This is a genomic window from Paraburkholderia sp. DD10 (genome assembly GCF_049177125.1).
Taxonomy (GTDB): Bacteria; Pseudomonadota; Gammaproteobacteria; order Burkholderiales; family Burkholderiaceae; genus Paraburkholderia; species Paraburkholderia terricola.
In genome coordinates, this window is the sequence record NZ_CP185393.1 from 3,196,990 (window position 1) to 3,218,653 (window position 21,664).

The 21,664-nt window shown below is 65.2% G+C and carries 22 protein-coding genes; 9 read left to right on the forward strand and 13 right to left on the reverse strand.

What is annotated here, in order from left to right:
- The first annotated feature begins 2 nt into the window (after positions 1-2).
- Together fliJ and ACOCG7_RS29880 are read left to right on the forward strand one after the other, a co-directional pair.
- On the forward strand, positions 3-452 hold the full coding sequence (gene fliJ, locus ACOCG7_RS29875; RefSeq protein WP_073427752.1) for a flagellar export protein FliJ: 450 nt from the start codon (positions 3-5) through the stop codon (positions 450-452).
- Positions 453-510: 58 nt separating this feature from the next.
- Positions 511-2,010, forward strand: coding sequence for a flagellar hook-length control protein FliK (locus tag ACOCG7_RS29880; RefSeq protein ID WP_073427753.1), 1,500 nt, complete (start codon positions 511-513; stop codon positions 2,008-2,010).
- 134 nt (positions 2,011-2,144) lie between these two features.
- Here ACOCG7_RS29880 and ACOCG7_RS29885 read toward each other — a convergent pair whose 3' ends face one another.
- Positions 2,145-3,383 carry an IS4 family transposase gene (locus ACOCG7_RS29885; protein WP_421380560.1) on the reverse strand — a complete coding sequence of 413 codons (1,239 nt, stop codon included), beginning with the start codon at positions 3,381-3,383 and terminating at the stop codon, positions 2,145-2,147.
- A 1,107-nt stretch (positions 3,384-4,490) separates the two neighbouring features.
- On the opposite strand from ACOCG7_RS29885, the gene fliL reads away from it, so the two are divergent.
- From fliL to fliR, 7 genes are all read left to right on the forward strand, one after another.
- On the forward strand, positions 4,491-4,991 hold the full coding sequence (fliL, locus tag ACOCG7_RS29890; protein WP_073427754.1) for a flagellar basal body-associated protein FliL: 501 nt from the start codon (positions 4,491-4,493) through the stop codon (positions 4,989-4,991).
- Positions 4,992-5,056: 65 nt separating this feature from the next.
- Positions 5,057-6,055, forward strand: coding sequence for a flagellar motor switch protein FliM (fliM, locus tag ACOCG7_RS29895; protein ID WP_073427755.1), 999 nt, complete (start codon positions 5,057-5,059; stop codon positions 6,053-6,055).
- Positions 6,048-6,479 (forward strand): flagellar motor switch protein FliN, encoded by a 432-nt coding sequence (gene fliN / locus ACOCG7_RS29900; protein ID WP_073427756.1) that lies wholly within the window; start codon positions 6,048-6,050, stop codon positions 6,477-6,479. Before fliM ends, fliN begins: the two co-directional genes overlap by 8 nt.
- On the forward strand, positions 6,476-7,063 hold the full coding sequence (gene fliO, locus ACOCG7_RS29905) for a flagellar biosynthetic protein FliO (protein WP_073427757.1): 588 nt from the start codon (positions 6,476-6,478) through the stop codon (positions 7,061-7,063). Before fliN ends, fliO begins: the two co-directional genes overlap by 4 nt.
- Positions 7,064-7,212: 149 nt before the next feature.
- On the forward strand, positions 7,213-7,923 hold the full coding sequence (fliP, locus tag ACOCG7_RS29910) for a flagellar type III secretion system pore protein FliP (protein WP_374709863.1): 711 nt from the start codon (positions 7,213-7,215) through the stop codon (positions 7,921-7,923).
- A gap of 63 nt (positions 7,924-7,986) precedes the next feature.
- Positions 7,987-8,256 (forward strand): flagellar biosynthesis protein FliQ, encoded by a 270-nt coding sequence (fliQ, locus tag ACOCG7_RS29915; protein WP_011490196.1) that lies wholly within the window; start codon positions 7,987-7,989, stop codon positions 8,254-8,256.
- A 45-nt stretch (positions 8,257-8,301) separates the two neighbouring features.
- Positions 8,302-9,084: a flagellar biosynthetic protein FliR gene (gene fliR, locus ACOCG7_RS29920; RefSeq protein WP_073427759.1), complete on the forward strand. Its 783-nt coding sequence runs from the start codon at positions 8,302-8,304 to the stop codon at positions 9,082-9,084.
- Positions 9,085-9,165: 81 nt separating this feature from the next.
- Here the strand turns inward: fliR and flgL are convergent, their stop codons facing one another.
- From flgL to flgB, 12 genes are all read right to left on the reverse strand, one after another.
- The gene (gene flgL, locus ACOCG7_RS29925) at positions 9,166-10,389 is read right to left on the reverse strand and encodes a flagellar hook-associated protein FlgL (protein WP_073427760.1); all 1,224 of its coding nucleotides are present in this window, start codon (positions 10,387-10,389) and stop codon (positions 9,166-9,168) included.
- A 10-nt stretch (positions 10,390-10,399) separates the two neighbouring features.
- Positions 10,400-12,373, reverse strand: coding sequence for a flagellar hook-associated protein FlgK (gene flgK, locus ACOCG7_RS29930; protein ID WP_073427761.1), 1,974 nt, complete (start codon positions 12,371-12,373; stop codon positions 10,400-10,402).
- 168 nt (positions 12,374-12,541) lie between these two features.
- On the reverse strand, positions 12,542-13,315 hold the full coding sequence (locus ACOCG7_RS29935; protein WP_176035754.1) for a flagellar brake protein: 774 nt from the start codon (positions 13,313-13,315) through the stop codon (positions 12,542-12,544).
- Positions 13,316-13,562: 247 nt separating this feature from the next.
- Positions 13,563-14,567, reverse strand: a complete 1,005-nt coding sequence (gene flgJ, locus ACOCG7_RS29940; RefSeq protein WP_073427763.1) for a flagellar assembly peptidoglycan hydrolase FlgJ — start codon at positions 14,565-14,567, stop codon at positions 13,563-13,565.
- A 12-nt stretch (positions 14,568-14,579) separates the two neighbouring features.
- The gene (locus ACOCG7_RS29945; protein WP_073427918.1) at positions 14,580-15,782 is read right to left on the reverse strand and encodes a flagellar basal body P-ring protein FlgI; all 1,203 of its coding nucleotides are present in this window, start codon (positions 15,780-15,782) and stop codon (positions 14,580-14,582) included.
- A 2-nt stretch (positions 15,783-15,784) separates the two neighbouring features.
- A complete protein-coding gene (gene flgH, locus ACOCG7_RS29950; protein ID WP_073427764.1) occupies positions 15,785-16,495 on the reverse strand; it encodes a flagellar basal body L-ring protein FlgH in 711 nt (236 codons plus the stop codon).
- A 42-nt stretch (positions 16,496-16,537) separates the two neighbouring features.
- Positions 16,538-17,326, reverse strand: a complete 789-nt coding sequence (gene flgG, locus ACOCG7_RS29955) for a flagellar basal-body rod protein FlgG (RefSeq protein ID WP_073427765.1) — start codon at positions 17,324-17,326, stop codon at positions 16,538-16,540.
- Positions 17,327-17,358: 32 nt separating this feature from the next.
- Positions 17,359-18,117: a flagellar basal-body rod protein FlgF gene (gene flgF / locus ACOCG7_RS29960; protein WP_073427766.1), complete on the reverse strand. Its 759-nt coding sequence runs from the start codon at positions 18,115-18,117 to the stop codon at positions 17,359-17,361.
- A gap of 20 nt (positions 18,118-18,137) precedes the next feature.
- Complete coding sequence (locus ACOCG7_RS29965) at positions 18,138-19,649, reverse strand: flagellar hook protein FlgE (RefSeq protein ID WP_073427767.1); 1,512 nt, start codon at positions 19,647-19,649, stop codon at positions 18,138-18,140.
- Between the two features lie 43 nt (positions 19,650-19,692).
- Positions 19,693-20,415 carry a flagellar hook assembly protein FlgD gene (locus tag ACOCG7_RS29970; protein WP_083085884.1) on the reverse strand — a complete coding sequence of 241 codons (723 nt, stop codon included), beginning with the start codon at positions 20,413-20,415 and terminating at the stop codon, positions 19,693-19,695.
- Between the two features lie 10 nt (positions 20,416-20,425).
- Complete coding sequence (flgC, locus tag ACOCG7_RS29975; RefSeq protein WP_073427769.1) at positions 20,426-20,851, reverse strand: flagellar basal body rod protein FlgC; 426 nt, start codon at positions 20,849-20,851, stop codon at positions 20,426-20,428.
- Between the two features lie 113 nt (positions 20,852-20,964).
- Positions 20,965-21,459 (reverse strand): flagellar basal body rod protein FlgB, encoded by a 495-nt coding sequence (gene flgB, locus ACOCG7_RS29980; RefSeq protein WP_073427770.1) that lies wholly within the window; start codon positions 21,457-21,459, stop codon positions 20,965-20,967.
- Positions 21,460-21,664 lie beyond the last annotated feature (205 nt).

The following is a 21,664-nucleotide window of genomic DNA, read 5'->3' on the forward strand; positions in this document are numbered from 1 at the left end:
CCATGGCGAAACACTTTCCGATCAAGACGCTCATCGGCCTCGCTCAGGACGATGTCGACGCCGCCGCGCAGCGGCTCGGCCGCGCGCAGCGCGAGCGCAACGACGTGGAGGCGCAGCTCGACGCGCTGGTGCAGTACCGCGACGAATATCACGCGCGCTTCACCGCGACCGCGCAGACGGGCATGCCCGCCGGCAACATGCGCAATTTCCAGGCGTTCATCGACACGCTCGACGCCGCCATCGAACAGCAGCGCAACCTGCTGGTGACGGCCAACGCGCGCGTCGAGGCCGCCAAGCCCGACTGGCAGCGTCAGAAGCAGAAGCTCGGCTCCTATGAGGTGCTGCAGGCGCGCGGTGAAGCCGCCGAAGCGAAAACCACGGCGCGGCGCGATCAGCGCGACGCCGACGAACACGCCGCCCGAATTCTGAGGATGCGCGCCGAAGGCGCATGACGCACGCGCGCCGCCTCGACTACTGAACACACCGTTTGACGGATTGACAGGATTTCCTATGTCGCTTCTCTCACAGATCGGCTCACCGATCGGATCGCTGCGCGGCCCCGCCGGCAGCTCGTCCGCCAGCGCGGCCAACAAGGCCGCGAGCGCGAGCGCCGCCATGCCGTTCGCGCAAAGCTTGCAGCAAAGCATCGACTTGCAGAACAACGCCGCCGCGCGGAGCGCGAGCCAGCAGCAGGCTTCGTCGTCGGCTTCCGCGTCGTCGGGATCGTCGTCGAGCGTGCATGACGCGCCGCCGCCGCCCGATGCTTCGACGCCCGATGCGGACGACGTGAGCAGCGGCAAGGACGATAGCGACGCGACGAAAACGGCGGCGTCCGATTCGTCGTCAGCCGACGCAGCCCAGCAGGCCGCGCCCGAGAAGAGCGCCGCCACGCCGCCGAAGTCCGGCGATACGAGCAGCCGGACCGACGCCGGCACCGCGGCGGCGGCTTCCGCCGCGCAGGCGCAGGCTCAGGCCGACGCGAACGCCGCTGCGCCGGTAACGGCCGCGCCCGCCACGGCCACGACCGATGTCGCCACCACGTTGGCCGGCTCGGCCACGGACGCCACGAGCGTCGGCGCGCCGGGCAAGAAAACCGCCGCCACCGATCCGAAGTCGGCGCAGGACGCGTTGCAGGCGGCGCTTGCCGCGCTGGCCAACGGCCAGGGCGTGGTCCCGCAGCAGGCGTTGGCGAGCGGCGCGGCGGCGAACGCGGCGACGGCGGCAAGCGGCCAGGCCGGCGCAACCGGAAAAGCGAGCGGATCGGCGGACGACAAGGCGCTTGCGGCGGGCCTGTTCGGCGACGGCAAGGGGGCGAAGAACGCCAAAAGCGCGCTGACGTCGGCGGCGACGACCGTGGCCGACCCGTCCGCGGCGACGAAGGCGGCGGCCGACTCGCTGACGGCGAGCGCTGCCGGCGGCGGGCAAGCTGGCGATCCGGGGTCTTTCAAGGCGGCGGCCGATGCGGCGACGGCGGCGCTGGCCGCCACCCAGGCCGCGGCGAGCGCCGCGAGCACGACGGCGGCCGTCCAGACGACGGGTAACGCGGGCGCGGCGCAAGCGGCGAATGCGTTGGCGCCGCAGGTGGGCACGGCCGACTGGGACGAGGCGTTGAGTCAGAAGGTGGTGTTTCTGTCGAATGCGCATTCGCAGAGTGCCGAACTCACGTTGAATCCGAAGGATCTCGGGCCGTTGCAGGTGGTGTTGCAGGTGGCCGATAACCATGCGCATGCGTTGTTTGTTTCGCAGCACCAGCAGGTTCGGGAAGCCGTCGAGGCGGCGTTGCCGAAGTTGCGGGAGGCGATGGAGGCCAATGGGATCGGGCTTGGCAGCGCTAGTGTCAGTGATGGGTTTGCCCGGCAGGGCGGGCAGCAGCAGAGTGCTGATTCTGGGCGGTCAGGTGGGCGTGGTGGTCGGGGTTCGTTTGCCGGCGGCGCTGAGTCTGGGGCCGTGGGGACGGTGGGTGATATCGCCGTTCGGCGGAAGGTGGGGTTGGTGGATACTTTTGTTTGATGGATTGGGCTGCTCGGCGGGGTTTGGGTTTGGTTTGGTTTGCTCCTGGATTTGTTGGCCTTTGCTTGATTTGTTAGTGGTCTATTGGCGTTGCCCCTGTGCGGGGCAATGCTCTCAACTTAAGCCCCGCTGCATCAAGCGAGTTTGTACGCGAGATGGAAGTGGGGCTTGGCTTTTCTGGGTGGTCTTGGATAGGAGCGTGAGGGCTGTGTCCGGCATCGGGTCTGGTGGATCATTTCCAGCACACCGGCGAGGCCGTCCAGACAGCGCTGGATGCGCAGAAGACACGCGCCGAGGATGGGCTTGAGTGCGCCCAGTGCATACACCCGGTTAGGACGGCTGGCATGTCTGTCGTCGTGCGGCGCATCGAGATCGCTGAGCAGTGTGCACAGGTTGTCGGCGAGGATTTTTGCGCCGAAGTCCTGCTGTAACGCCAGGTAATCGAGGCCTGTGACGGCTTCCAGCCGCAGCCGGTGCTTGAGTCGTTTGAATGCTTCCTCGACCCGCCAGCGCTGGTGATAGAGCGCGCCGAACGATGCCGCCGGATAACGCCCGCCATCGAGCAGCGAGGTCATCAGCACACGCACGCGACCGCCCGGCGTGACGTCGCGGATCAGGCGCACAGTCGTGGGCGTACGCGCCAGTTCATAGGCGCGGGCATCCGGTTCGCTGGGCGCTTCCAGTGTCACCACATGCTCGGCTTTACCGCTGCGGGTAAAGGCGCTGACGCATTTCCAGTTACGCGCATCGACGCGCATGCAGAACGGGATTTCGCGCTGTGCGAGCGCCGCCACCATCGCGTTGCCGATATAGCCGCGATCGAGCAGCAGCAGGTCGGTATGCGGTTGCAGTACATCGAGGGCTTCGAACAGCATCTGCCGCTCGCCGCCGTCGGCGGGATGAAGTGCAGCGTGCAGGGTCAGTTCGGAACCCGGCAGGAACAGCGCAAACGCGTAGTGATCGGCGCGCAGTTCATGGCCGCGACGCGTGCCCACACGCAGGCGGCTACCGTCAGCGGCGACCAGCCTCAGGCCGTGCCAGCGCATCGAATCGATATGGGGTTGGGCCAGCGAGATCAGGCGGGCGCGGGCCAGCTCGAACAGTTCGGCAGACACTCCCCGTCGCGCCTTGCTGAAGGCCTGTGCGCTGACAGCGCGGGTGCGCCCGCCGCTGCTTCCCAGTGCGCCGAATAGCGCGTCAAGTTCGGCCTGCACACTGGCGCACATGCCGGACATCATCAGCGCGGCCATGCGCGGCAAGGTCAGTGTGCGATTGCGGGTAAAGGCAGTGGGAGAACGACGCACGCGATCGGCGAGCGCCGGATCGAGCAGGAAATCGGAGAACTCAGCCAGAAGCCGCGAGGACGCTGGTATTTGAGTTCATATCGTTGATTTATCAGTGAGTTATGCGATGAAGTTTACAGGGGCAATGCCTCGTTTACAAGCTCTTTGAGGCTTAAGTTGAGAGCATTGCTGTGCGGGGCGGCACCTACTTTCTTTGCCGCCGCAAAGAAAGTAGGCAAAGAAAGCGGCTCACACCGCCAGCTTTGAAGCGGGTCCCCTGGCTTGGAGGGGGCAGTGGTGCATCTGGAATCCGTGCCCTCGCACATTCGACGCCCGTGACAAGGCAGTCATTCTTCCGGCGGCGCTGCGCGCGCCGTCGCGGTGCTTCATTAAACCGCTCCTACGGTTCGGGCGCCCGGCATCGTTGCCGCGCAAAGCGCTGCGTTCCCGTCACGGCGCGAGATCCCATTTCGGCGGGGCCGGCCGATGGTCCAGTGCTGCACTTCCAAACCCGTGGGGCGCCCCGGCGCGCCGCCGACGCGAAGCAGAGGGCCCCACCGCACACAAACGAAGCCATCGGTTTTCGCGTAGCCGCTTCGGACGACGGAACCCGCCGCTTTTCATGCAACCCCTTCCGGCAACCGAAACCGCAGGTTTTGAAGCAGCCTCTTCCGGCGACTGAAACCGCAGGTTTTGAAGCGGTCCCTTCCGACGATCGAGCCCGCCGCTTTTCATGCGCCCCCTCCGGCGACCAAACCCGCGGGTTTTGAAGCCGACCCTTCCGGCGAGCACGCAGTGCGAGGCGGGAAGTATGACTGCCTTGTCACGAGCGTCGAATGTGCGAGGGCACCGATTCCAGATGCACCACTGCCTCCTCCAAGCCAAGGGACCCGCTTCAGAACTGGCGGTGTGAGCCGCTTTCTTTGCCTACTTTCTTTGCGGCGGCAAAGAAAGTAGGTGCCGCCCCGCACAGGGGCAACGCTAATAGACCACTAAGCCAGCAAGGAAAGGCCAACAAATCCAGGACCAAACCAAACCAACCGAACCAAACCCCCAAACAAAAACCCGCGCCGCCAGGCGCCGAAAGCCAAAAACAAGAGATAGCCCGCATTAACCCTTCTTTTCGACCCATCGCGCCGCAGGCAAATCAACAACAATCACCATCACCAGCACTAACGGCAAGCAACCGCAAACCTCATGGCATCCACGACCGCAAACCAGCAAGCCGCGCCCGCATCGCCGGGCCCGTTGAAGCGCATCATCCTGATCGTCCTCATCGCGATCATCGCCGCGGGCGCAGCCGGCGCGGGGGTGTGGTTCTTCATGTCCAAACGCGCCCCGGCCGGCAACCCGGCTCAAGCCGCGCCCGCCCCGGCTCCAGCGCCGATCTTCTTCCCGCTCGAATCGATGACCGTCAATCTGCAATCGGACGACGGCCAGCAGCACTTCCTGCGCATCGGCCTGACGCTCAAGCTCACCGACGCGAAAACCCAGCAGGAACTCACCGAACACATGCCGGAAGTGCGCAGCCGTCTCCTGCTCGCGCTGTCGAACAAGCACCCCGACGAACTCGCGCCGCTCGAAGGCAAGCACGCGCTCGCCGCCGAACTGAAGACGCTGGTCGAACAGCCGACCGATAAAGGCGCCGCGCCGATGCACGTCCAGGATGTGCTGTTCACCGAATTCGTCGTGCAGTGACGTCCCCAGTGACGTTGTCTAGCGCCGCCATCATCAACCGCCACGGGACGCACGAGGAATAAGCAATGGGCCACGAAGAGTTCATGTCCCAGGAGGAGGTCGATGCCCTCCTCAAGGGCGTAACCGGCGAGTCCGATTCGGAAGCCGAGCAAAGCGATCGTCCGGGCGTCCGCCCGTACAACATCGCGACGCAGGAACGCATCGTCCGCGGCCGGATGCCCGGCCTCGAAATCATCAACGACCGCTTCGCGCGTCTGTTGCGCGTCGGCATCTTCAACTTCATGCGGCGCTCGGCGGAAATCTCCGTCGGCCCGGTGAAGGTGCAGAAGTACAGCGAGTTCACCCGCAACCTGCCGATCCCGACCAACCTGAACCTGGTCCACATCAAGCCGTTGCGCGGCACGTCGCTGTTCGTGTTCGACCCGGATCTGGTGTTCTTCGTGGTCGACAACCTGTTCGGCGGCGACGGGCGCTTTCATACCCGCGTCGAAGGCCGCGATTTCACGCAGACCGAGCAGCGCATCATCATGAAGCTGCTCAACCTGACGTTCGAGCATTACGCGGCGTCGTGGAAGAGCGTGCGTCCGCTGCAGTTCGAATACATGCGCTCGGAGATGCACACGCAGTTCGCCAACGTCGCGACGCCGAACGAAATCGTCATCGTCACGCAGTTCACGATCGAGTTCGGCTCGACCGGCGGCACGCTGCATATCTGCATGCCGTATTCGATGATCGAACCGATCCGCGACATTCTCTCGTCGCCGATCCAGGGCGAGGCGCTCGAAGTCGACCGCCGCTGGGTCCGCGTGCTGTCGCAGCAGGTGCAGGCGGCGGAAGTGGAACTGACCGCGGATCTCGCGCAGATGCCGGTCACGTTCGAACAGATCCTGAACATGCGCAAGGGCGATGTTCTGCCGATCAACATTCCCGAACACATCACGGCCAAGGTCGATGGGGTGCCGGTCATGGAATGCGGCTACGGAATTTTCAATGGTCAGTACGCGCTGCGGGTCCAGAAGATGATCAGCGCAGCCGACACAATGAAGGAAGGTGGATATGAGTGACCTGAACGCAAAGCCCGAGACCGAAGCGGTCAGCGCCGAGGACGAAACGGCGATGGCGGACTGGGCCAGCGCGCTGGCCGAGCAGAACGACAACACGGAAGTCGACGCGACCACGGCCGGCGTGTTCCAGCCGCTGTCGAAAGTCGAGCCGACCTCGACGCGCAACGACATCGACATGATCCTGGACATTCCCGTTCAGATGACCGTCGAGCTCGGCCGCACCAAGATCGCGATCCGCAACCTGCTGCAACTCGCGCAAGGTTCGGTGGTGGAACTGGACGGCATGGCGGGCGAGCCGATGGACGTGCTCGTCAACGGCTGTCTGATCGCACAGGGTGAAGTGGTGGTGGTGAACGACAAGTTCGGTATTCGTCTGACCGACATCATCACGCCGTCCGAACGCATCCGGAAGTTGAATCGATGAAACGCGTGGTCCGTCGCGCCGTGTTCGCGGCCAACGTGGCAGCCGCCTCGGCGCTCACGTTCGCACTGGCAACGGCGCCGCTCGCCGCGCAAGCGGCCGACATGAACGCGGTCAACAACGCCGCGAAAATGGCCTCGGGCGTCGGCGCGGGCACGGCTGTGCCGGCGCTCGGCGTCGGCGCGGTGTTGCAAACGATCGTCGGCCTGCTGGTGGTGATCGGTCTGGTGTTCGGCTGCGCGTGGCTCGCGCGCCGCTTCGGCTTGCAGCCGGCGAACCGCGGCGGCCTCGTGAAGACGATCGGCGGCGCCTCGCTCGGCGGCAAGGAGCGCGTCGCGGTGGTCGAGATCGGCGATACGTGGCTGGTGCTCGGCACGGCGCCGGGCAACGTGCGTCTTTTGCATACGATGCCGGCGGGCTCGGCCACGGCCGATGCGGCCGGCGGCACGCCAACCGGCGAGTCGGGTGGACCTGGCATCGCCGGAGCGGGCGCGGCGTTGCCGGGCACCTTCGGTCAACGCTTTCGCGACGCCTTGAAAGGCGAAGTCGGCAAACGTTTCAACGGGCAAGGCGGCGGAGTTCGGTAATGCAGTTCAGTCTTCAATCAGCGCGTGAAGCGTCAACCTCGGTGTCATGCCCGGTGTTAAGCCCGGTGCGATCCATCGGTCTCTCCCGCGCCGCCTCCACCGTGCTTGCGGTATTGCGCCGTGTCGCGCCCGTGGCGCTGCCGGTGCTGATGCTCGCGCTGCCGGCGCTGTCGTTCGCGCAAACCGCCGGCTTGCCGGCCTTCAACACGAGCCCCGGCCCGAACGGCGGCACGACCTACTCGCTGAGCGTGCAGACGATGCTGCTGCTCACGATGCTGTCGTTCCTGCCGGCCATGGTGTTGATGATGACGAGCTTCACGCGCATCATCATCGTGTTGTCGCTGCTGCGCCAGGCGCTCGGCACGAGCACCACGCCGCCGAACCAGGTGCTGGTCGGCCTCGCGATGTTCCTCACGCTGTTCGTCATGTCGCCGGTGCTCGACAAGGCCTACACCGACGGCTACAAGCCGTTCTCCGAAGGCTCGATGCCGATGGAGCAGGCGGTCAACCGCGGCCTCGCGCCGTTCAAGACCTTCATGCTGCGTCAGACCCGCGAAAGCGATCTCGCGCTGTTCGCCCGCATCTCGCATGCCGCGCCGATGCAAGGCCCCGAAGACGTGCCGCTGTCGCTGCTGGTGCCCTCGTTCGTGACGAGCGAGCTGAAAACCGGCTTCCAGATCGGCTTCACGATCTTCATTCCGTTTCTCATCATCGACATGGTGGTGGCGAGCGTGCTGATGTCGATGGGCATGATGATGGTGTCGCCCGCCACGATTTCGCTGCCGTTCAAGCTGATGCTGTTCGTGCTGGTCGACGGCTGGCAGTTGCTGCTCGGCTCGCTCGCGCAGAGCTTCGTTTAAGCGCCGCGCGCCACGTTACCCGAACGCGCCTCCTCACCTTTCAACGCTTCAGGTCGAATCGCCATGAATCAGGAATCCGTCATGACGCTCGCGCACCAGGCCATGTATGTCGGCCTGCTGCTCGCCGCGCCGCTCTTGCTGGTCGCGCTGGTGGTCGGTCTGGTGGTGAGCCTGTTCCAGGCCGCCACGCAGATCAACGAAAGCACGCTGTCGTTCATTCCGAAGCTGCTGGCGATCGCCGTCACGATGGTGATCGCCGGGCCGTGGATGTTGACGACCATGCTCGACTATCTGCGCCAGACGCTCACCAACATCCCGACGCTCGTCAACTGAGCGCCGCGCCGGCCTTAACCTGCTCCGCCCGCCCTCGCCGCCGCCATGTTTTCCGTCACCTACGCGCAACTGAACGCCTGGCTCACCGCGTTCCTGTGGCCGTTCGTGCGGATTCTCGCGCTGGTCGCGACCGCGCCGGTGTTCGGCAACCGCTCGCTGCCGATGCGCGTGAAGATCGGTCTCGCGGCCTTCGTCACGATCATCGTCGCGCCCACGCTCGGCGCGCTGCCGCAGGTCACGGTGTTTTCCGCGGAAGGGGTATGGATCATCGTCAACCAGTTCCTGATCGGCATCGCGCTCGGCGTGACGATGCAGATCGTCTTTCAGGCGATCAGCGCGACCGGCGATTTCGTCGGCCTCGGCATGGGCCTCGGCTTTGCGACCTTCTTCGACGCGCAGGCGAGCAGTTCGAGCCAGGTGCTGTCGAGCTACATGAACACCATCGCGATGCTGGTGTTCCTCGTGATCGACGGTCATCTGCAAATGATCGGCGCGCTGCTCGCCACGTTCCAGTCAGTGCCGGTAGCGGCCAACATCCTCGGCGCATCCGGCTGGCGCACGCTGGCGAATTTCGGCGGCACGGTGTTTTCGGCGGGCCTGCTGCTGTCGCTGCCGGTGGTCGCGGCGCTCCTCATCACCAATCTTTCGCTCGGCATTCTGAACCGCGCCGCGCCGCAAATCGGCGTGTTCCAGATCGGCTTTCCGCTGACCATGCTGATCGGCATGCTGCTGTTGCAATTGATGATCCCGAACATGATTCCGTTCTTCACGCGCCTTTTCGATGTCGGCATCGATCAGATGGGCCGCGTGGCGGCGGGCTTCAGGTAGCGAAGCTTTCGGCAGCCACCGCAAAAGGAAAAAGGGCGGACCCGGCTTGCACCGGCTCCGCCCTTCTTCATTTCCGCGTGTTCAGCTCAGGTACTGGAACAACGACATGTTCTGGATCTTCACGAAAGCCTGCTGCGCCGCTTGCAACGCGTTCTGCGTCAGCGTGTACTTGCCGACCGTCTTGACCAGGTCGGTTTGCGTCAGGTCGGAAAGGTTGCTCGTGGTTTGCAGCGTGTTGGTCTGCGTGACGCTCTGCAATGCCTTCACCTCCTGCTCGCGACCGCCCACCGCGGCCTGCGCGGTCACGACGTTGTTCATCGTGTTCTCGAGCTGGGTCATGCTGGTGGTCAGCGCGCTCTGGAAGCTCGCCGTCGAGGCGCCGCCCGACACCGGCGTTTGCAGCGTGGCGATCAACTGGCTCAGATTGGCGAACACGTCCATGCTGCCTTGCGTGGCGGGCGTCACGCTAAAGCTGTCGCCCGCGTTCGGCGCGCCGGTGAGCGTCACCGACTGGCCGCCGAGCGCGATCGCCGAGCCGGCCGTGTACGTCTGCGGCGTGCCGGTCGTGACCGCGCCGGTGGCCGGATCGGTCGCGCTGATCGTGTAGGTGGTCGCCGACGAAAAGTTGATCTGATACTTGTCGGCGTTGGCCGGATTCGTCGGACTGGTCAGGCTCACGCTGCTGATCACGCCGGTGCCGGTATTGCCGGTGGTCGCGGCCGGCACCGCGCTGGTGCCGATCGGCGCGACGCTGCCGAAGATCGAGAGCCCGTTGTCGCCGGTCTGAACGAGGTGCGAGTCGGTGACCTGCACGACCGGCGTGCCGGTGTCGCCCGAATACGTCACCACGCCGGCCGCATTCGTGGTGTACGGCTGCGCGCTGCTTTGATAGCCGGCGAACAGGTAGTTGCCCTGCGGGTCGGTCGAATTGGCGAGCGTCATCAACTGGCTGCGCAAGCTCTGCAATTGCGTCGCGATCGCGCCGCGGTCGCCGTCGTTCAGCGACCCGTCGCCGGCGCGCAGCACCAGCGTGTGAACGGTTTGCAGCACGGTGTTGACGTCGCCGAGCGTGGTGTCTTCCTGCTGCAGCGACGCCAGCGCCGCGGTCTGGTTGGTCGTGAACTGCGCGAGCGTGGTGGCCGTCGAGCTGAGCTGCACGGCCTGGGCCGCGCCGAGCGGATTGTCGGACGGCGTCGAGAGGCTCACGCCGCTCGAAATCTGCGCGTACAACTGCGACAACTGAGCTTGCTGGTCGCTCATCGTCGCGACGTTCATGCTGAAGTACTGCGTGCTGGAGATGCGCATGTTCAACGCCTCACTGGAAGATGCCGAGCAACGTCTGGAACAGGGTCTGCGCGGTCTGAATGACCTTGCTGTTGGCCTGATAGAGCTGCTGATACTGAAGCAGGTTGGCTGCTTCCTCGTTGATGTTCACGCCCGAGACGGACTGCTGCGCGGTGGTGATCTGCGTCACCAGCGAAGCCTGCGCCGTGCTCGAGGTCTGGAGCTGGTTGGTCTGGTTGCCGATCTGGTTCACGTAGTTCGCATACGCGCCCGTCAGCGTGACCGTGCCGCCCGCCAACGCCTTCGCGGTGGACAGGTTCGACAGCGCGAGCGCGTTGCGCCCGTCGTTGGTCGCGCCGGTGTTCGGGCCGATGGTGAACTTGTCGCCGGCAGCGGGCGCGCCGCTGATCGTCACCGAGACGTTGTTCATCTGGCCGGCGGTCGTGTTGTTGATCGTCAGCGTCGCGCCGGTGGCGGACGAATACGGCACTACGGTCGTCGCGCTGGTGATCGGATAGGTGGTCGCGGGCGAGCCCGCCACCGTCACCGTCGAACCCGCCGGGAAGCCGGACAGGCCCGTGCCGTCGTATGACAGCGTGGTGGTCGAATTCGGCATGGTGTAGCCGGCTGTCACCGTGCCTTGCGTGATCGTGCCGGTGCCCGTGTTGGTCGACGCGGCCGCGCCCAGCACCGGCGCGGCGGCGGCGATCGCGGCGGCGTCGGTGGTCGCGGTGGCGAAGCTGTTCAGCGCGCCGCGCGTCGGCTCGACCGTGAACGAGTCGCCGGGATTCATCGTGCCGGTGGTCGAGAAATTCAGACCGTTGATCGGCTGGCTCAGGTTGGTCGCCGAGCCCACCACCGTGCCGCTCGAATTGTCGGTCAGCGTGTAGGTGGTGCCGTTGAAGGCCAGCGTGTAGTCGCCGGTGGTCGGCTGCGTGGGGTCCGCGAACGACACGTTCAGCGACGCGTTGCCGGTGTTCTGCGTGTTCGCGTAGACGGTCGGGCCGCCCACCGAAAACAGCGCGCCGCCCTTGGCGCCGGCGAGCGTGATGCCGAGCGCGTTCTGCGCGTTGACCTGCGACGCGAAGCTCACCGCGATCGCGCCGAGTTGCGCCTCGCCCGGATCGAGCGTCTGGCTGCGAAACGCGACCAGACCGCCGAGCGTGCCGCCTTCGATCTTGCTGTCAGGCAAATTCTGCGGCACGGCGGCCGGATTCGCGCCCGCCTGGCCGAGGTACTGCACGGACAATTCGCTGCTGTCGCCGGTCGACTGCGCCGTGCCCAGGTTGTAGCTGTTGCCGGACGACACGAGCGGCTGGCCGTTGCTCATGAACACGCTATAGCTGCCGTTGCTGTTGACGACGTTCACGCCGATCAGTTGCGACAGATTCGACACGGCGAGGTCGCGCTGATCGAGTAGCTGGTTCGGCGGCTGTCCTTGCGTGCTGGCCGCCTGGATCTGCCCATTGAGTTGAGCGATCTGCTCCGAGTAGCTGTTGATCTGCGAAACGGTGTTGGACAGTTGCGTGTTGACGCTCTGGCGCAGCGCGTCGTACTGCTCGCCGGCGGCGTTGATCTGGTTCGCAAGCGTCTGCGCGCCGCTCATCGCCGTCTGACGGGTAGCGAGACTCGACGCGTTGTTCGAGACGTTCTGCAAGCCGGTGAAATAGCCGGTGATCGCGCTCGCAATCCCGGACGTCGGGCTGCCGATCAGGTTGTTCAACTGCGAGATCAGCGTGTTGTAGGTCGACAGCGAACTGCTCGAACTCTGCGCGTTGTTCAGCTCGGTGGTCAGATACTGGCTGTACTGGCGCGTCACGGTGACGGTCGAGACGCCCTGCGGCAGATAGCCGGAACCCGTGTACTGGCCGCCGCTTTCCGCGTAGACCGGCGTTTCGATGCTATAGCCCGGCGTCGACGCGTTGCTGATGTTCTGGCCGGTCGTCGTAAGTCCCCATTGGGCTGCGTTCAGTCCGCTGAGGCCGAGATTGATGAGATTGGACATGCGTCATCCTGAAGGGCGACAGCGTACACATGCCGCCGCGTTACTTGAACTTACTGTTTAACGGCCCCGGTAAGGAAAAATTGAGGCCGTTGCGATGCGGGTTCGACGTTTGTTGCAACGTTTGCGAGGCGTGCTTCGCGAGACAGGTGCCGCGACGCTCGCGCCCGTTCACCGCACCAGCGAGCGGCGCTTCATCTCGAGTTGGGTGATGAGCCGTTGCAGCGTGTTTTCGGCGCTGCCCGGCAGCGTCAGGAAACGGAAGCCGAGTTGATAGCGCTGGGTGCCGTTCGGCAGCGCGATGGAGCGGTGCGACACCAGTTGCAGATCGAGCAGAAGCCGGCCGAGCGCGCCGAACGACAGCTCGCAATCCTCGAGGTGCGTGCCCATCGGCAGTTCGGCCACGCGTTCGTCCGCGGTGCGCATGCCGACGCCGCCGAGCGACAGATCGTGTACTTCGAAGCGGAACGTGTCGCCTTCGGGCAAACGACCGCTGCAGGTGTAGGGGTCGAGAATCGGCGCGTCGACGCGGAAATACTCGCGGCGCTGCACGTAGAACAGCACCTCGGGAAAGTCGGCCTCGAATGCGGGCAGGCCCTCGAAACGGGTCTCGCGCGGCGCGGCGGTGACGAATTCCATCCGCACGCCGTCGGGCGCGGCGTGGAACTGGCAGTGCGGCGCGGCGAGCAAGCCCCTGTTCTGCTCCGGCAATGCGCCCCAGTCGAAAGTGAAGGTGCGCCCGCGCACGTCCACATCGAGCAGGCGCGTGACGAGCTGGCCGCCGGCGTATTGAACGGTGAGGAAGTCGCCGCGATTGACGAGGTTGCGCAACTGAACGCCGATTTCGAGCGGGTTGCGACGGCCGAAATCATTCGCACTGTCGTCTAGCGGGGCGTGCGGCTGGCCGGGTGCGTCGGTATGGCCGTTCGACTGGTTAGTATCCATGGGCTTGCCGGTGTGCATGTTCTTGCGGGCGCGTGCCAGGGCTCCTGCCGGGGCTTTCGCGCGGTCTTCGTCGAAGCCGCGGCACGCGCGTTCAACCGGACTTTAAAGCGTATTCCGGTCTCGGGTCTAACTGATTAGCGGCAGCATGCGCCCAAAATTTAGGGGCGTGTCATGAATTATTTGCCGCAAACGTTAAAACCGCGCCAGCCGTCACGCGGCCGGACCGGGTCATCGCATCAGCGGCGCTTCAGGCCATCTTCTGCATGATGGACATCAGCTTTTTCGCGTAATGCGGATCGGTTGCGTAACCCGCGCGCTGCATGCCGTGCGCAAAGCCGCTGACGTCATGCGACGAGTTGATCACCTGTGCGTAACGCGGATTGCTCTTGAGCAGATTCGCGTAGTCGGTCATCGCTTCCTGATACGAATCGTACGCGCGGAATTTCTCGACCACGCGTTGCGGCTTGCCGTTCACGTACTCGGTGGTCAGGGTGGAGACGGTCTTGCCGGCCCAGTCTTTCGACGCCTTGATGCCGAACACGTTGTGGCTGGTCGAACCGTCCGCCTTCTTGATCTCGCTCTTGCCCCAGCCCGATTCGAGCGCGGCCTGGCCGATGATGAAGCGCGCCGGAATGCCCGTGGCGGCGCTCGCGGCTTGCGCCGGTCCGGCGAGTTTATCGACGAAGGCGTCGACCTTCGGCGAGCTGCCGTCGCCCTTGAGCGGCGGCGTGAGCGCGTTGTTGGCCGAGTAGCCCTTGCCCGTCGCGAGCTGGCCGTTGGCCTGCGCGTTGCCGTAAGCCTTGGCGAGCGCGTTGAGCGCCGCGGTCTGCCCTTCGTCGCCGCCGCTGCCGCCGCCGAGCGCGTTCGCCATGCCGGCGAGACCGCCCGCACCATTCGCGGCATTCGCGCCGCTCACCTGCATGCCCTGATTGCGCATCAACTGCTTGAGCATCGCGTCGGCGACGCCGATACCCTTCTGCGAAAGATGCTGCGACAACTGCTGATCCATCATCGACGTGAAGGTGGCGCTGTCGTGCGAATCGAACGGGCCGTCGTTGGGCGTCGCGTCGCGCATGCTTTTGAGCATCATCTGCGTGAACACCGCGTCGAACTGCTGCGCGGCCATCTTCATGCCGGCTTGCGGCGAGGCCTTGGCCTGCGCGCTCAGCTTCGCGAAGCCTTGCACGTCGAGCGCGAAGCGCTGCGTCAGATCGTTCGCCGAAGCGGCGGAGTGGGTCGTATCCGAATTCATCCTATGTCTTCCTTAGATGATTTCCAGGTCGGCGCGCAGAGCGCCCGCCGCTTTCATGGCCTGCAGGATCGACATCAGATCCGCGGGCGTCGCGCCCAACGCGTTGAGCGCCTTCACCACTTCGGCGAGATTCGCGCCGGCGGTCACCAGCTTCAATGCGCCGTTGTCCTGCTTCATCTGAATCTGCGACTGTTTCGCCACCACCGTCTGGCCGTTCGAGAACGCGCCCGGCTGGCTCACCACCGGCTGGGTGTTGATCACCACCGAGAGGTTGCCGTGCGCGACCGCGCAGCTTTGCAGCGTGACCATCTGGTTCATCACGATCGAGCCGGTGCGCGCGTTCAGGATCACCTTCGCGGCGGCTTGCGCGGGCTTCACGTCGAGGTTCTGCAATTGCGCCATGAAGGCGACCTGCTGTTCGGGGTCGCTCGGCGCGCGCAACTGGATCGTGCGGCCGTCGAGCGCGGACGCCGTGCCGCCGCCGAAGGCGTTGTTGACCGCCGCCACCACGCGCTGGGTGGTGTCGTAGTCCATGTCGTTCAGTTCGAGCTGCATGGTGCCCGCTTGCGATACCGACGTCGGCACCGCGCGCTCGACGATCGCGCCGCCGGCGATGCGGCCCGCGGCCAGCGTGTTCACCTGCACCTTGCTGCCGTTCGCGCTCGCGCCCGCGCCGCCGACCGCGAGGTTGCCCTGGCCGAGCGCATACACCTGGCCGTCGGCGCCCTTGAGCGGCGTGAGCAGCAGCGTGCCGCCGCGCAGGCTCTTGGCGTTGCCGAGCGAGGACACCGTCACGTCGATCGCCTCGCCGGGACGCGCGAACGGCGGCAGCACCGCCGTCACCATCACCGCAGCGACGTTCTTCAACTGGATGTTCGACAGCGACGATTGCGAATTGCTCGAGCCCGCCGCCTGGTTGTTGATCGAGATGCCGAGGTTCGCCAGCATGTTGGCGAGCGTCTGCGTGGTGAACGGCGTCTGCGTGGTCTGGTCGCCCGTGCCGTCGAGGCCGACGACGAGGCCGTAGCCGATCAGCGGGTTGTCGCGCACGCCCTGGATCTGCACGAGGTCCTTCAGACGTTCGGCATGCGCGGGCGTCGCCGCCGGCAGCGCCGCGCAGGCGAGCGCGACGAAGGCCAGCGCACGGCCGAGGCGGCCGACGCGGCCGAGGCGCATGGATCGCGCGAGGCGGGAGACGGAAAAGACGGTACGCATGATCACCACGGCGACACGTTGAGGAAGAAGCGTTGCAGCCAGCCCATGTTCTGCGCCTCGTCGAGATAGCCCTTCGCGGAATATTCGATCTTCGCGTCGGCCACCTGGGTCGAGTACACGGCGTTCAGGTTCGAAATCGTGTTCGGATTGACGATGCCGGAAAAGCGCACGAATTCGTTGCCCTGGTTGATGAGCATCTGCTTCTCGCCGCTCACCATCAGATTGCCGTTCGGCAGCACGCCCGTCACCGTCACGGTGATCGTGCCGTTGAACGTGTTCGACGCGTTCGCGCCGCCGGTCGCCTTGAAGGTGTTGCCGCCGGTCGCGCTCAGGTTGACCTTGCCGAACAGGCCGCCGAGAAAACCGGCGGTCGGCACGTCGAAGTTGGTGTCGCCGCTGCGGTTCGCGCCGGTGCCCGAGGACTTGGTCGCGTTGACGTTTTCCTGGATCACGATGGTCAGGATGTCGCCGACATTGCGCGGCCGCTGGTCTTCGAACAGCGGCCGGCCCGCGTAACCGGGGTTGTAGATCGAGCCCGGCGATTGCATCGCGGGCGGCATCGGCGGCAGCGCCGTCATCGGCTGCTGCGTGATGGGCTGCTTCGGCACGAGGCCGCAGCCGCCCAGCGCGGCGAGCAGCGTGAGCTGCGCGAGCGCGAGCGCGGTGCGCGAATGAACCGGGTTACGCGTGAAATGCGGGGTGAAGTGCGACATGCTGATTACCGCCTGTGCTTGCTGCTGTTAATTCCCAGTTCCTCAAACCTGCATCTGGCTGAGCGTCTGCAGCATCTGGTCGGACGTGGTCACGGCCTTGCTGTTGATTTCGTAGGCGCGCTGCGTCTGGATCATGTTCACCAGTTCCTGCACCACGTTCACGTTCGAGGCTTCCACGTAGCCCTGATTCAGCGTGCCCGCGCCGTTCAGGCCCGGTTGCGCGATGTTCGGCGCGCCCGACGAGGCGGTTTCCGCGAACAGGTTTTCGCCCTTCGCATCCAGACCGGCCGGGTTGATGAAGGTCGCGAGCTGCATGGAGCCGAGCTGCTGGCTGTTGGTCGAGCCGGCCACGGTGATCGACACCACGCCGTCGCTGCCGATCGTGACCGAGGTCGCGTTGGTCGGAATCGTGATGGCCGGAATCACCTGGTAGCCGCTCGACGTGACGAGCTGGCCCTGCGCGTTGGTCTGGAACGAGCCGTCGCGGGTGTAGGCGGTCGTGCCGTCGGGCATCTGCACCTGGAAAAAGCCCTGGCCGTTGATGGCCACGTCTTTCGAGTTGCCGGTCTGTTGCAGGTTGCCCTGCGTGTACAGACGCTCGGTGGCGACCTGTTGCACGCCGGTGCCGAGCTGAATGCCGGACGGCAGTTCGGTTTGCTGCGTCGAGTTCGCGCCGGGCTGGCGCACGGTCTGGTACAGCAGATCCTCGAACACCGCGCGCGAGCCCTTGAAGCCGTTGGTGCTGACGTTCGCGAGGTTGTTCGAGATCACGTCCATCTGCGCCTGCTGCGCATTCATGCCGGTGGCGGCGATATAGAGTGAGCGATTCATGATTCTTCTCCGGGGGCTGCCTGAGCAACCCGTTAGCTAAAGCTGAGCAACTGGTTGGCGGACTGGTCGTTCTTGTCGGCGCTTTCCAGCAGCTTGGTCTGCATCTGGAACTGGCGCGCGTTGGTGATCATCGCGACCATCGCGCTGACCGGATTCACGTTGCTGCCCTCGAGCGACGCGGGCGCCAGCGCGACGGCCGGATCGGCGTCGGCGGGGTTGCCGTCGGCGGTGCGAAAGAGGCCGTCGTCGCCGCGCGAGAGCGTCTGCGGATCGGGATTCACCAGCTTCAACTGATCGACCACCACCACGGCGGTGGGCGGATCGCCGGGCGTGAGCGCGGTGACGGAGCCGTCCTTGCCGATGGTGATTTCCGCGCCGGGCGGCACCGAGATCGGGCCGCCGTTGCCGAGCACCACCTGATTGATGGCGTTCACCAGTTGACCGTTTTCGTCGACGTGCAGGTTGCCGGCGCGCGTATAAGCCTCGCCGCCGTCGGCGGTTTGCACCGCCAGCCAGCCCGGACCCTGGATCGCCACGTCGAGCGGATTGCCCGTCTGCTGGATCGGCCCCGGCGTGTAGTCCGCGCCCGGCGTCGACGACAGCACGAAGGTGCGCGTGGTGTCGTCGTTGATCGAACTGCCGTCGCCGAACGACATCGGCACGGCACGGAAAGTCGCAAGCTGCGCGCGAAAGCCGGTGGTCGAGGCGTTCGCCAGGTTGTTCGCGACGATGGCCTGCTGTTCGAGCGCTTGCGTGCTGCCGGACATCGCGGTGTAGATCAGCCGATCCATGATGAGTGGGTCCCGGTCGCTTACAGGTTGATCAGGGTCTGGTCGACGGTCTGCTGGGTCTTGATCGTCTGCGCGTTCGCCTGATAGTTGCGTTGCGCGGTGATCAGATCCACCAGTTCGCTCGTCAGATCGACGTTCGAGTTTTCCACCGCGCCGCCTTGCAGCACGCCGTGGTTGGTCGAGCCCGGCGCGGAAATCTGCGCGACGCCCGACGCGGAGGTCTGCTGGAACTCGTTGTTGCCGAGGTTCACGAGGCCGTTCTGGTTCGAGAAGTTCGCGAGCGCGATCTGGCCGAGCGCGGCGGTTTGCTGGTTCGAGTAGTTGCCGGTCAGCGTGCCGTCGGCGGCGATCGTGAAGCTGGTCAGCGTGCCGGCCGCGTAGCCGTCGGGCTGCAGCGAGTTCACGCCGTTCTTGCCGCCGTACTGCGTCGTGCCGGAGATGTTCAGCGTGAGGCTTTGCGGCGTCGCCGAACCGTCGGTGTTCGGAATCGAGAAGTCGAACACGTAGGGCGTGGTGGTGGCGGTGCCGGACGCGTCGGTCGTGCCGAGCAGCGTGCCCGACGAATTGAAGTTCGCGTGGCCGACCAGGCTGGCGGCGCCGGTCGAGGTGCCCGCGTACACGTTCCACGTGCCCGCCGAGGTCTTGGCGAAATACATGTTGACGGTCTGCGAGCCGCCGAGCGTGTCGTAGACCGTCGTGCTGGTCGAGTAGTTATACGTCGACGAACTGTTCTGGTTGAACGCCACCGGGGTCGGCGCGATCGTGTAGCTGTCGCTCGCCGCCGGCACGCCGTTGAACGTGATGGTCTGGCCGTTGCCCAGCGAGATCGCGCTGCCGGCCGTGTACGTGGCGGCGGCGCTCGTCGTGCCGAGCGTGGTGTCGGTGACCGTGTAGGTGGTCGGGCTCGTGAAGTTGACGGTGTAGGTGTCGTTGTTCGTGCCCGACGCGGTGTTCGTGATGGTCGCGCCAGGCGTGGTGAGCGTGCCGGTGTTGGCGCCGCCGGCCGTCACGGTCGGCGTGCCGAGCATCAGCGGGTCCTGCGCGTTCAGGTTCAGGCCGGCGGCGATGTTGGTGGTCGCTTTCGGTGCGATGTTCGCGGTCGGCACGCTGAGCGGCACGGTCTGCGCGGTGTTGATGATGCCCGCGCTGTTGGCGGCGTAACCCATCAACTGCAAGCCTTGCGCATTGGTGATGAAGCCGTTCTTGTCGAGCTGGAACACGCCGTTGCGCGAGTACACGAGCGAGCCGTTGTTCGACAACTGGAAGAAGCCGTTGCCGTTGATCGCGACGTTGAGCGCCTGGTTGGTGCTCGTGATCGTGCCTTGCGAGAACTGTTGCTGCACTTCCGACAGCTTGGTGCCGATGCCGATCTGGTTGCCGACCGCGGTCGCCACCGAATTGGCGTACATGTCCGCGAACTGGGCGGTGCCGCTCTTGAAGCCAACCGTATTCGCGTTGGCGATGTTGTTGCCGATCACGTCGAGATCGCTCGACGAGGCGGACAAACCACTCAAACCTTGTTGGTAACCCATGACGGTCTCCGTATCTGGAAAGTCGTAACTAACTGAACTTGAATCAGAGGATCGCGGCGACGCTGGTCAGCCCCACCGTCGTGCCGTTCGACAGCACGAGGCCCGGCGTGCCGCTGCTCTGCGTGACGACGCTTTGCACGGTCGCGCCCGAGAGCGTGGTGGCCGTCGCCTGCTGGCCGTTGATCGTGCCGACCGCGCTGATCGTGTAGGTGCCGTCGGGGAGCGTGTTGCCGGCGGAGTCGGTCGGCGTCCAGCCCACCGGAATCGTGCCGGCGGACTGCTTGCCGAGGTCGAGCGTGTTGACGATCTGGCCGGCGGAGTTCTTTACCACCACTTGCAGATCGCTCACCGGGTTGGCGAGCTGCACGCCGAACGCGCTGGCCTTGCCGCTCGCGACGCTCACCGAACTGCCCGGCGCGAGCACGGTGGAGCCGATCAGCAGCGCGGCCTGCGACTGCTGGCCCGCGGAAAGCTGCGTCGCCAGCGAACTGAGCGTCGTGTTCAACTGGCCGATGCCCGAGACCGTATTGATCTGCGCGAGTTGCGAGGTCATCTGCGAGCTGTCCATCGGACTCGTCGGGTCCTGGTTCTTCAACTGCGTGACGAGCAGTTGCAGAAAGGTATTCTGCAAATCGCTCGCCGAGGTGCCCGAGGTGCCCGTCGTCGAGCTCGTCGAACTGCTGGCACTGCCCGTGCCGTTCATCGTATCGAGCAGCGTCTGCGACACGTTCGTGCCGTTGCTGCCGATGGAGGTATTGGTGGTCAAGGGGCTCTCCTCAGGTTCCGATCGTGAGCGTTTTCAGCATCAATGTCTTGGCGGTGTTCAGGGTCTCGACGTTGGCCTGGTACGAGCGCGACGCCGAGATCATGTTGACCATTTCCTGCACCGGGTCGACGTTGGGCAAGGTGACGTAGCCGTCCGCGTTGGCCGCCGGGTTGCCGGGGTCGTAGGCGGTCTTCATCGGCGTCGGATCGTCGACCACGCCGGTGACCTGCACGCCGCCGACCTGCTGGCCCGAGCCCGAGCGCGCGCCGCCGATCGGGCTCACCGCGAACACGACCTGCTTGGCCTTGTACGGCTGGCCGTCCGGGCCCGTCGTGCTGTCCGCGTTGGCGAGGTTGGACGCCGTCACGTTGAGCCGTTGCGACTGCGCGGACATCGCGGAGCCGGCAACGCCGAAAATATTCATCAGGGATGGCATGGTTGCTGACCTCTCCTTAAATCCCGTAGCGATTGTTTTTTGCCCGGTTGCCGCGGCGGCACGAGTCGTCTCGCCGCCGCGTTACATCCGCGCGTCGAAGCTGCCGATGCGGATCACGAACCCGACTGGATCGCGGCCAGCATCGTCTTGATCTGGCTCGACAACACCGTCATGCCCGATTCGAAATGCAGCGTGTTGTCCGCGAACTGCACCCGCTCGGTGTCGATGTCGACCGTGTTGCCGTCGAGCGCGGGCTGCGTCGGAATGCGGTATTGCAGCTTGCTGTAGTCGTCGGGCGTGCCGCCGCTCGGCGCGAGCGTCGTCTTGCCGGACATGTGGCCCGGCGTGGTCGCCGCCATCGACATGCCGCCCGTCACGCCCGCGGGCTGCGCCATCGCGAGCGTCGAATGGTTCGACGCGGCCACGCCGGCGCCGCCGCCGGTTTTCTTCAGCGCGCCGGCGAGCGACGAGGCGAAGTCGACGTCGCGCGCCTTGTAGCCGGGGGTATCGGCGTTGGCGATGTTCGACGACAGCAGCTCCTGCCGGTAAGCGCGCACATCGAGCGCTTCACGGCCAAAGGCGAATTCGGCATCGAGTTTGTCCAGCATAAGCATCTCCGGAGTACGTTCCCGAGGCTTCCCGTGCGTGCCTCGCGTGAGGACTGCATCAGGCGGGAAGACCTTTTTGCATGAGGTGCATCTTATGGGCCGGACGCAAGCGGCAATCGGACGAATAACCGGGAAAGGGGGCTTCTATTCAACGTTTGCGCAAAGGGGGCGCTCACTAGAATGCAAGGCGTACCGATGCATTCGA

Coding starts and splice junctions, on each gene's coding strand:
- fliJ (WP_073427752.1), top strand. CDS start 3: ATGGCGAAACACTTTCCGATCAAGACGCTCATCGGCCTCGCTCAGGAC.
- ACOCG7_RS29880 (WP_073427753.1), top strand. CDS start 511: ATGTCGCTTCTCTCACAGATCGGCTCACCGATCGGATCGCTGCGCGGC.
- fliL (WP_073427754.1), top strand. CDS start 4,491: ATGGCATCCACGACCGCAAACCAGCAAGCCGCGCCCGCATCGCCGGGC.
- fliM (WP_073427755.1), top strand. CDS start 5,057: ATGGGCCACGAAGAGTTCATGTCCCAGGAGGAGGTCGATGCCCTCCTC.
- fliN (WP_073427756.1), top strand. CDS start 6,048: ATGAGTGACCTGAACGCAAAGCCCGAGACCGAAGCGGTCAGCGCCGAG.
- fliO (WP_073427757.1), top strand. CDS start 6,476: ATGAAACGCGTGGTCCGTCGCGCCGTGTTCGCGGCCAACGTGGCAGCC.
- fliP (WP_374709863.1), top strand. CDS start 7,213: ATGCTCGCGCTGCCGGCGCTGTCGTTCGCGCAAACCGCCGGCTTGCCG.
- fliQ (WP_011490196.1), top strand. CDS start 7,987: ATGAATCAGGAATCCGTCATGACGCTCGCGCACCAGGCCATGTATGTC.
- fliR (WP_073427759.1), top strand. CDS start 8,302: ATGTTTTCCGTCACCTACGCGCAACTGAACGCCTGGCTCACCGCGTTC.
- flgL (WP_073427760.1), bottom strand. CDS start 10,389: ATGCGCATCTCCAGCACGCAGTACTTCAGCATGAACGTCGCGACGATG.
- flgK (WP_073427761.1), bottom strand. CDS start 12,373: ATGTCCAATCTCATCAATCTCGGCCTCAGCGGACTGAACGCAGCCCAA.
- ACOCG7_RS29935 (WP_176035754.1), bottom strand. CDS start 13,315: ATGGATACTAACCAGTCGAACGGCCATACCGACGCACCCGGCCAGCCG.
- flgJ (WP_073427763.1), bottom strand. CDS start 14,567: ATGAATTCGGATACGACCCACTCCGCCGCTTCGGCGAACGATCTGACG.
- ACOCG7_RS29945 (WP_073427918.1), bottom strand. CDS start 15,782: ATGCGTACCGTCTTTTCCGTCTCCCGCCTCGCGCGATCCATGCGCCTC.
- flgH (WP_073427764.1), bottom strand. CDS start 16,495: ATGTCGCACTTCACCCCGCATTTCACGCGTAACCCGGTTCATTCGCGC.
- flgG (WP_073427765.1), bottom strand. CDS start 17,326: ATGAATCGCTCACTCTATATCGCCGCCACCGGCATGAATGCGCAGCAG.
- flgF (WP_073427766.1), bottom strand. CDS start 18,117: ATGGATCGGCTGATCTACACCGCGATGTCCGGCAGCACGCAAGCGCTC.
- ACOCG7_RS29965 (WP_073427767.1), bottom strand. CDS start 19,649: ATGGGTTACCAACAAGGTTTGAGTGGTTTGTCCGCCTCGTCGAGCGAT.
- flgC (WP_073427769.1), bottom strand. CDS start 20,851: ATGCCATCCCTGATGAATATTTTCGGCGTTGCCGGCTCCGCGATGTCC.
- flgB (WP_073427770.1), bottom strand. CDS start 21,459: ATGCTGGACAAACTCGATGCCGAATTCGCCTTTGGCCGTGAAGCGCTC.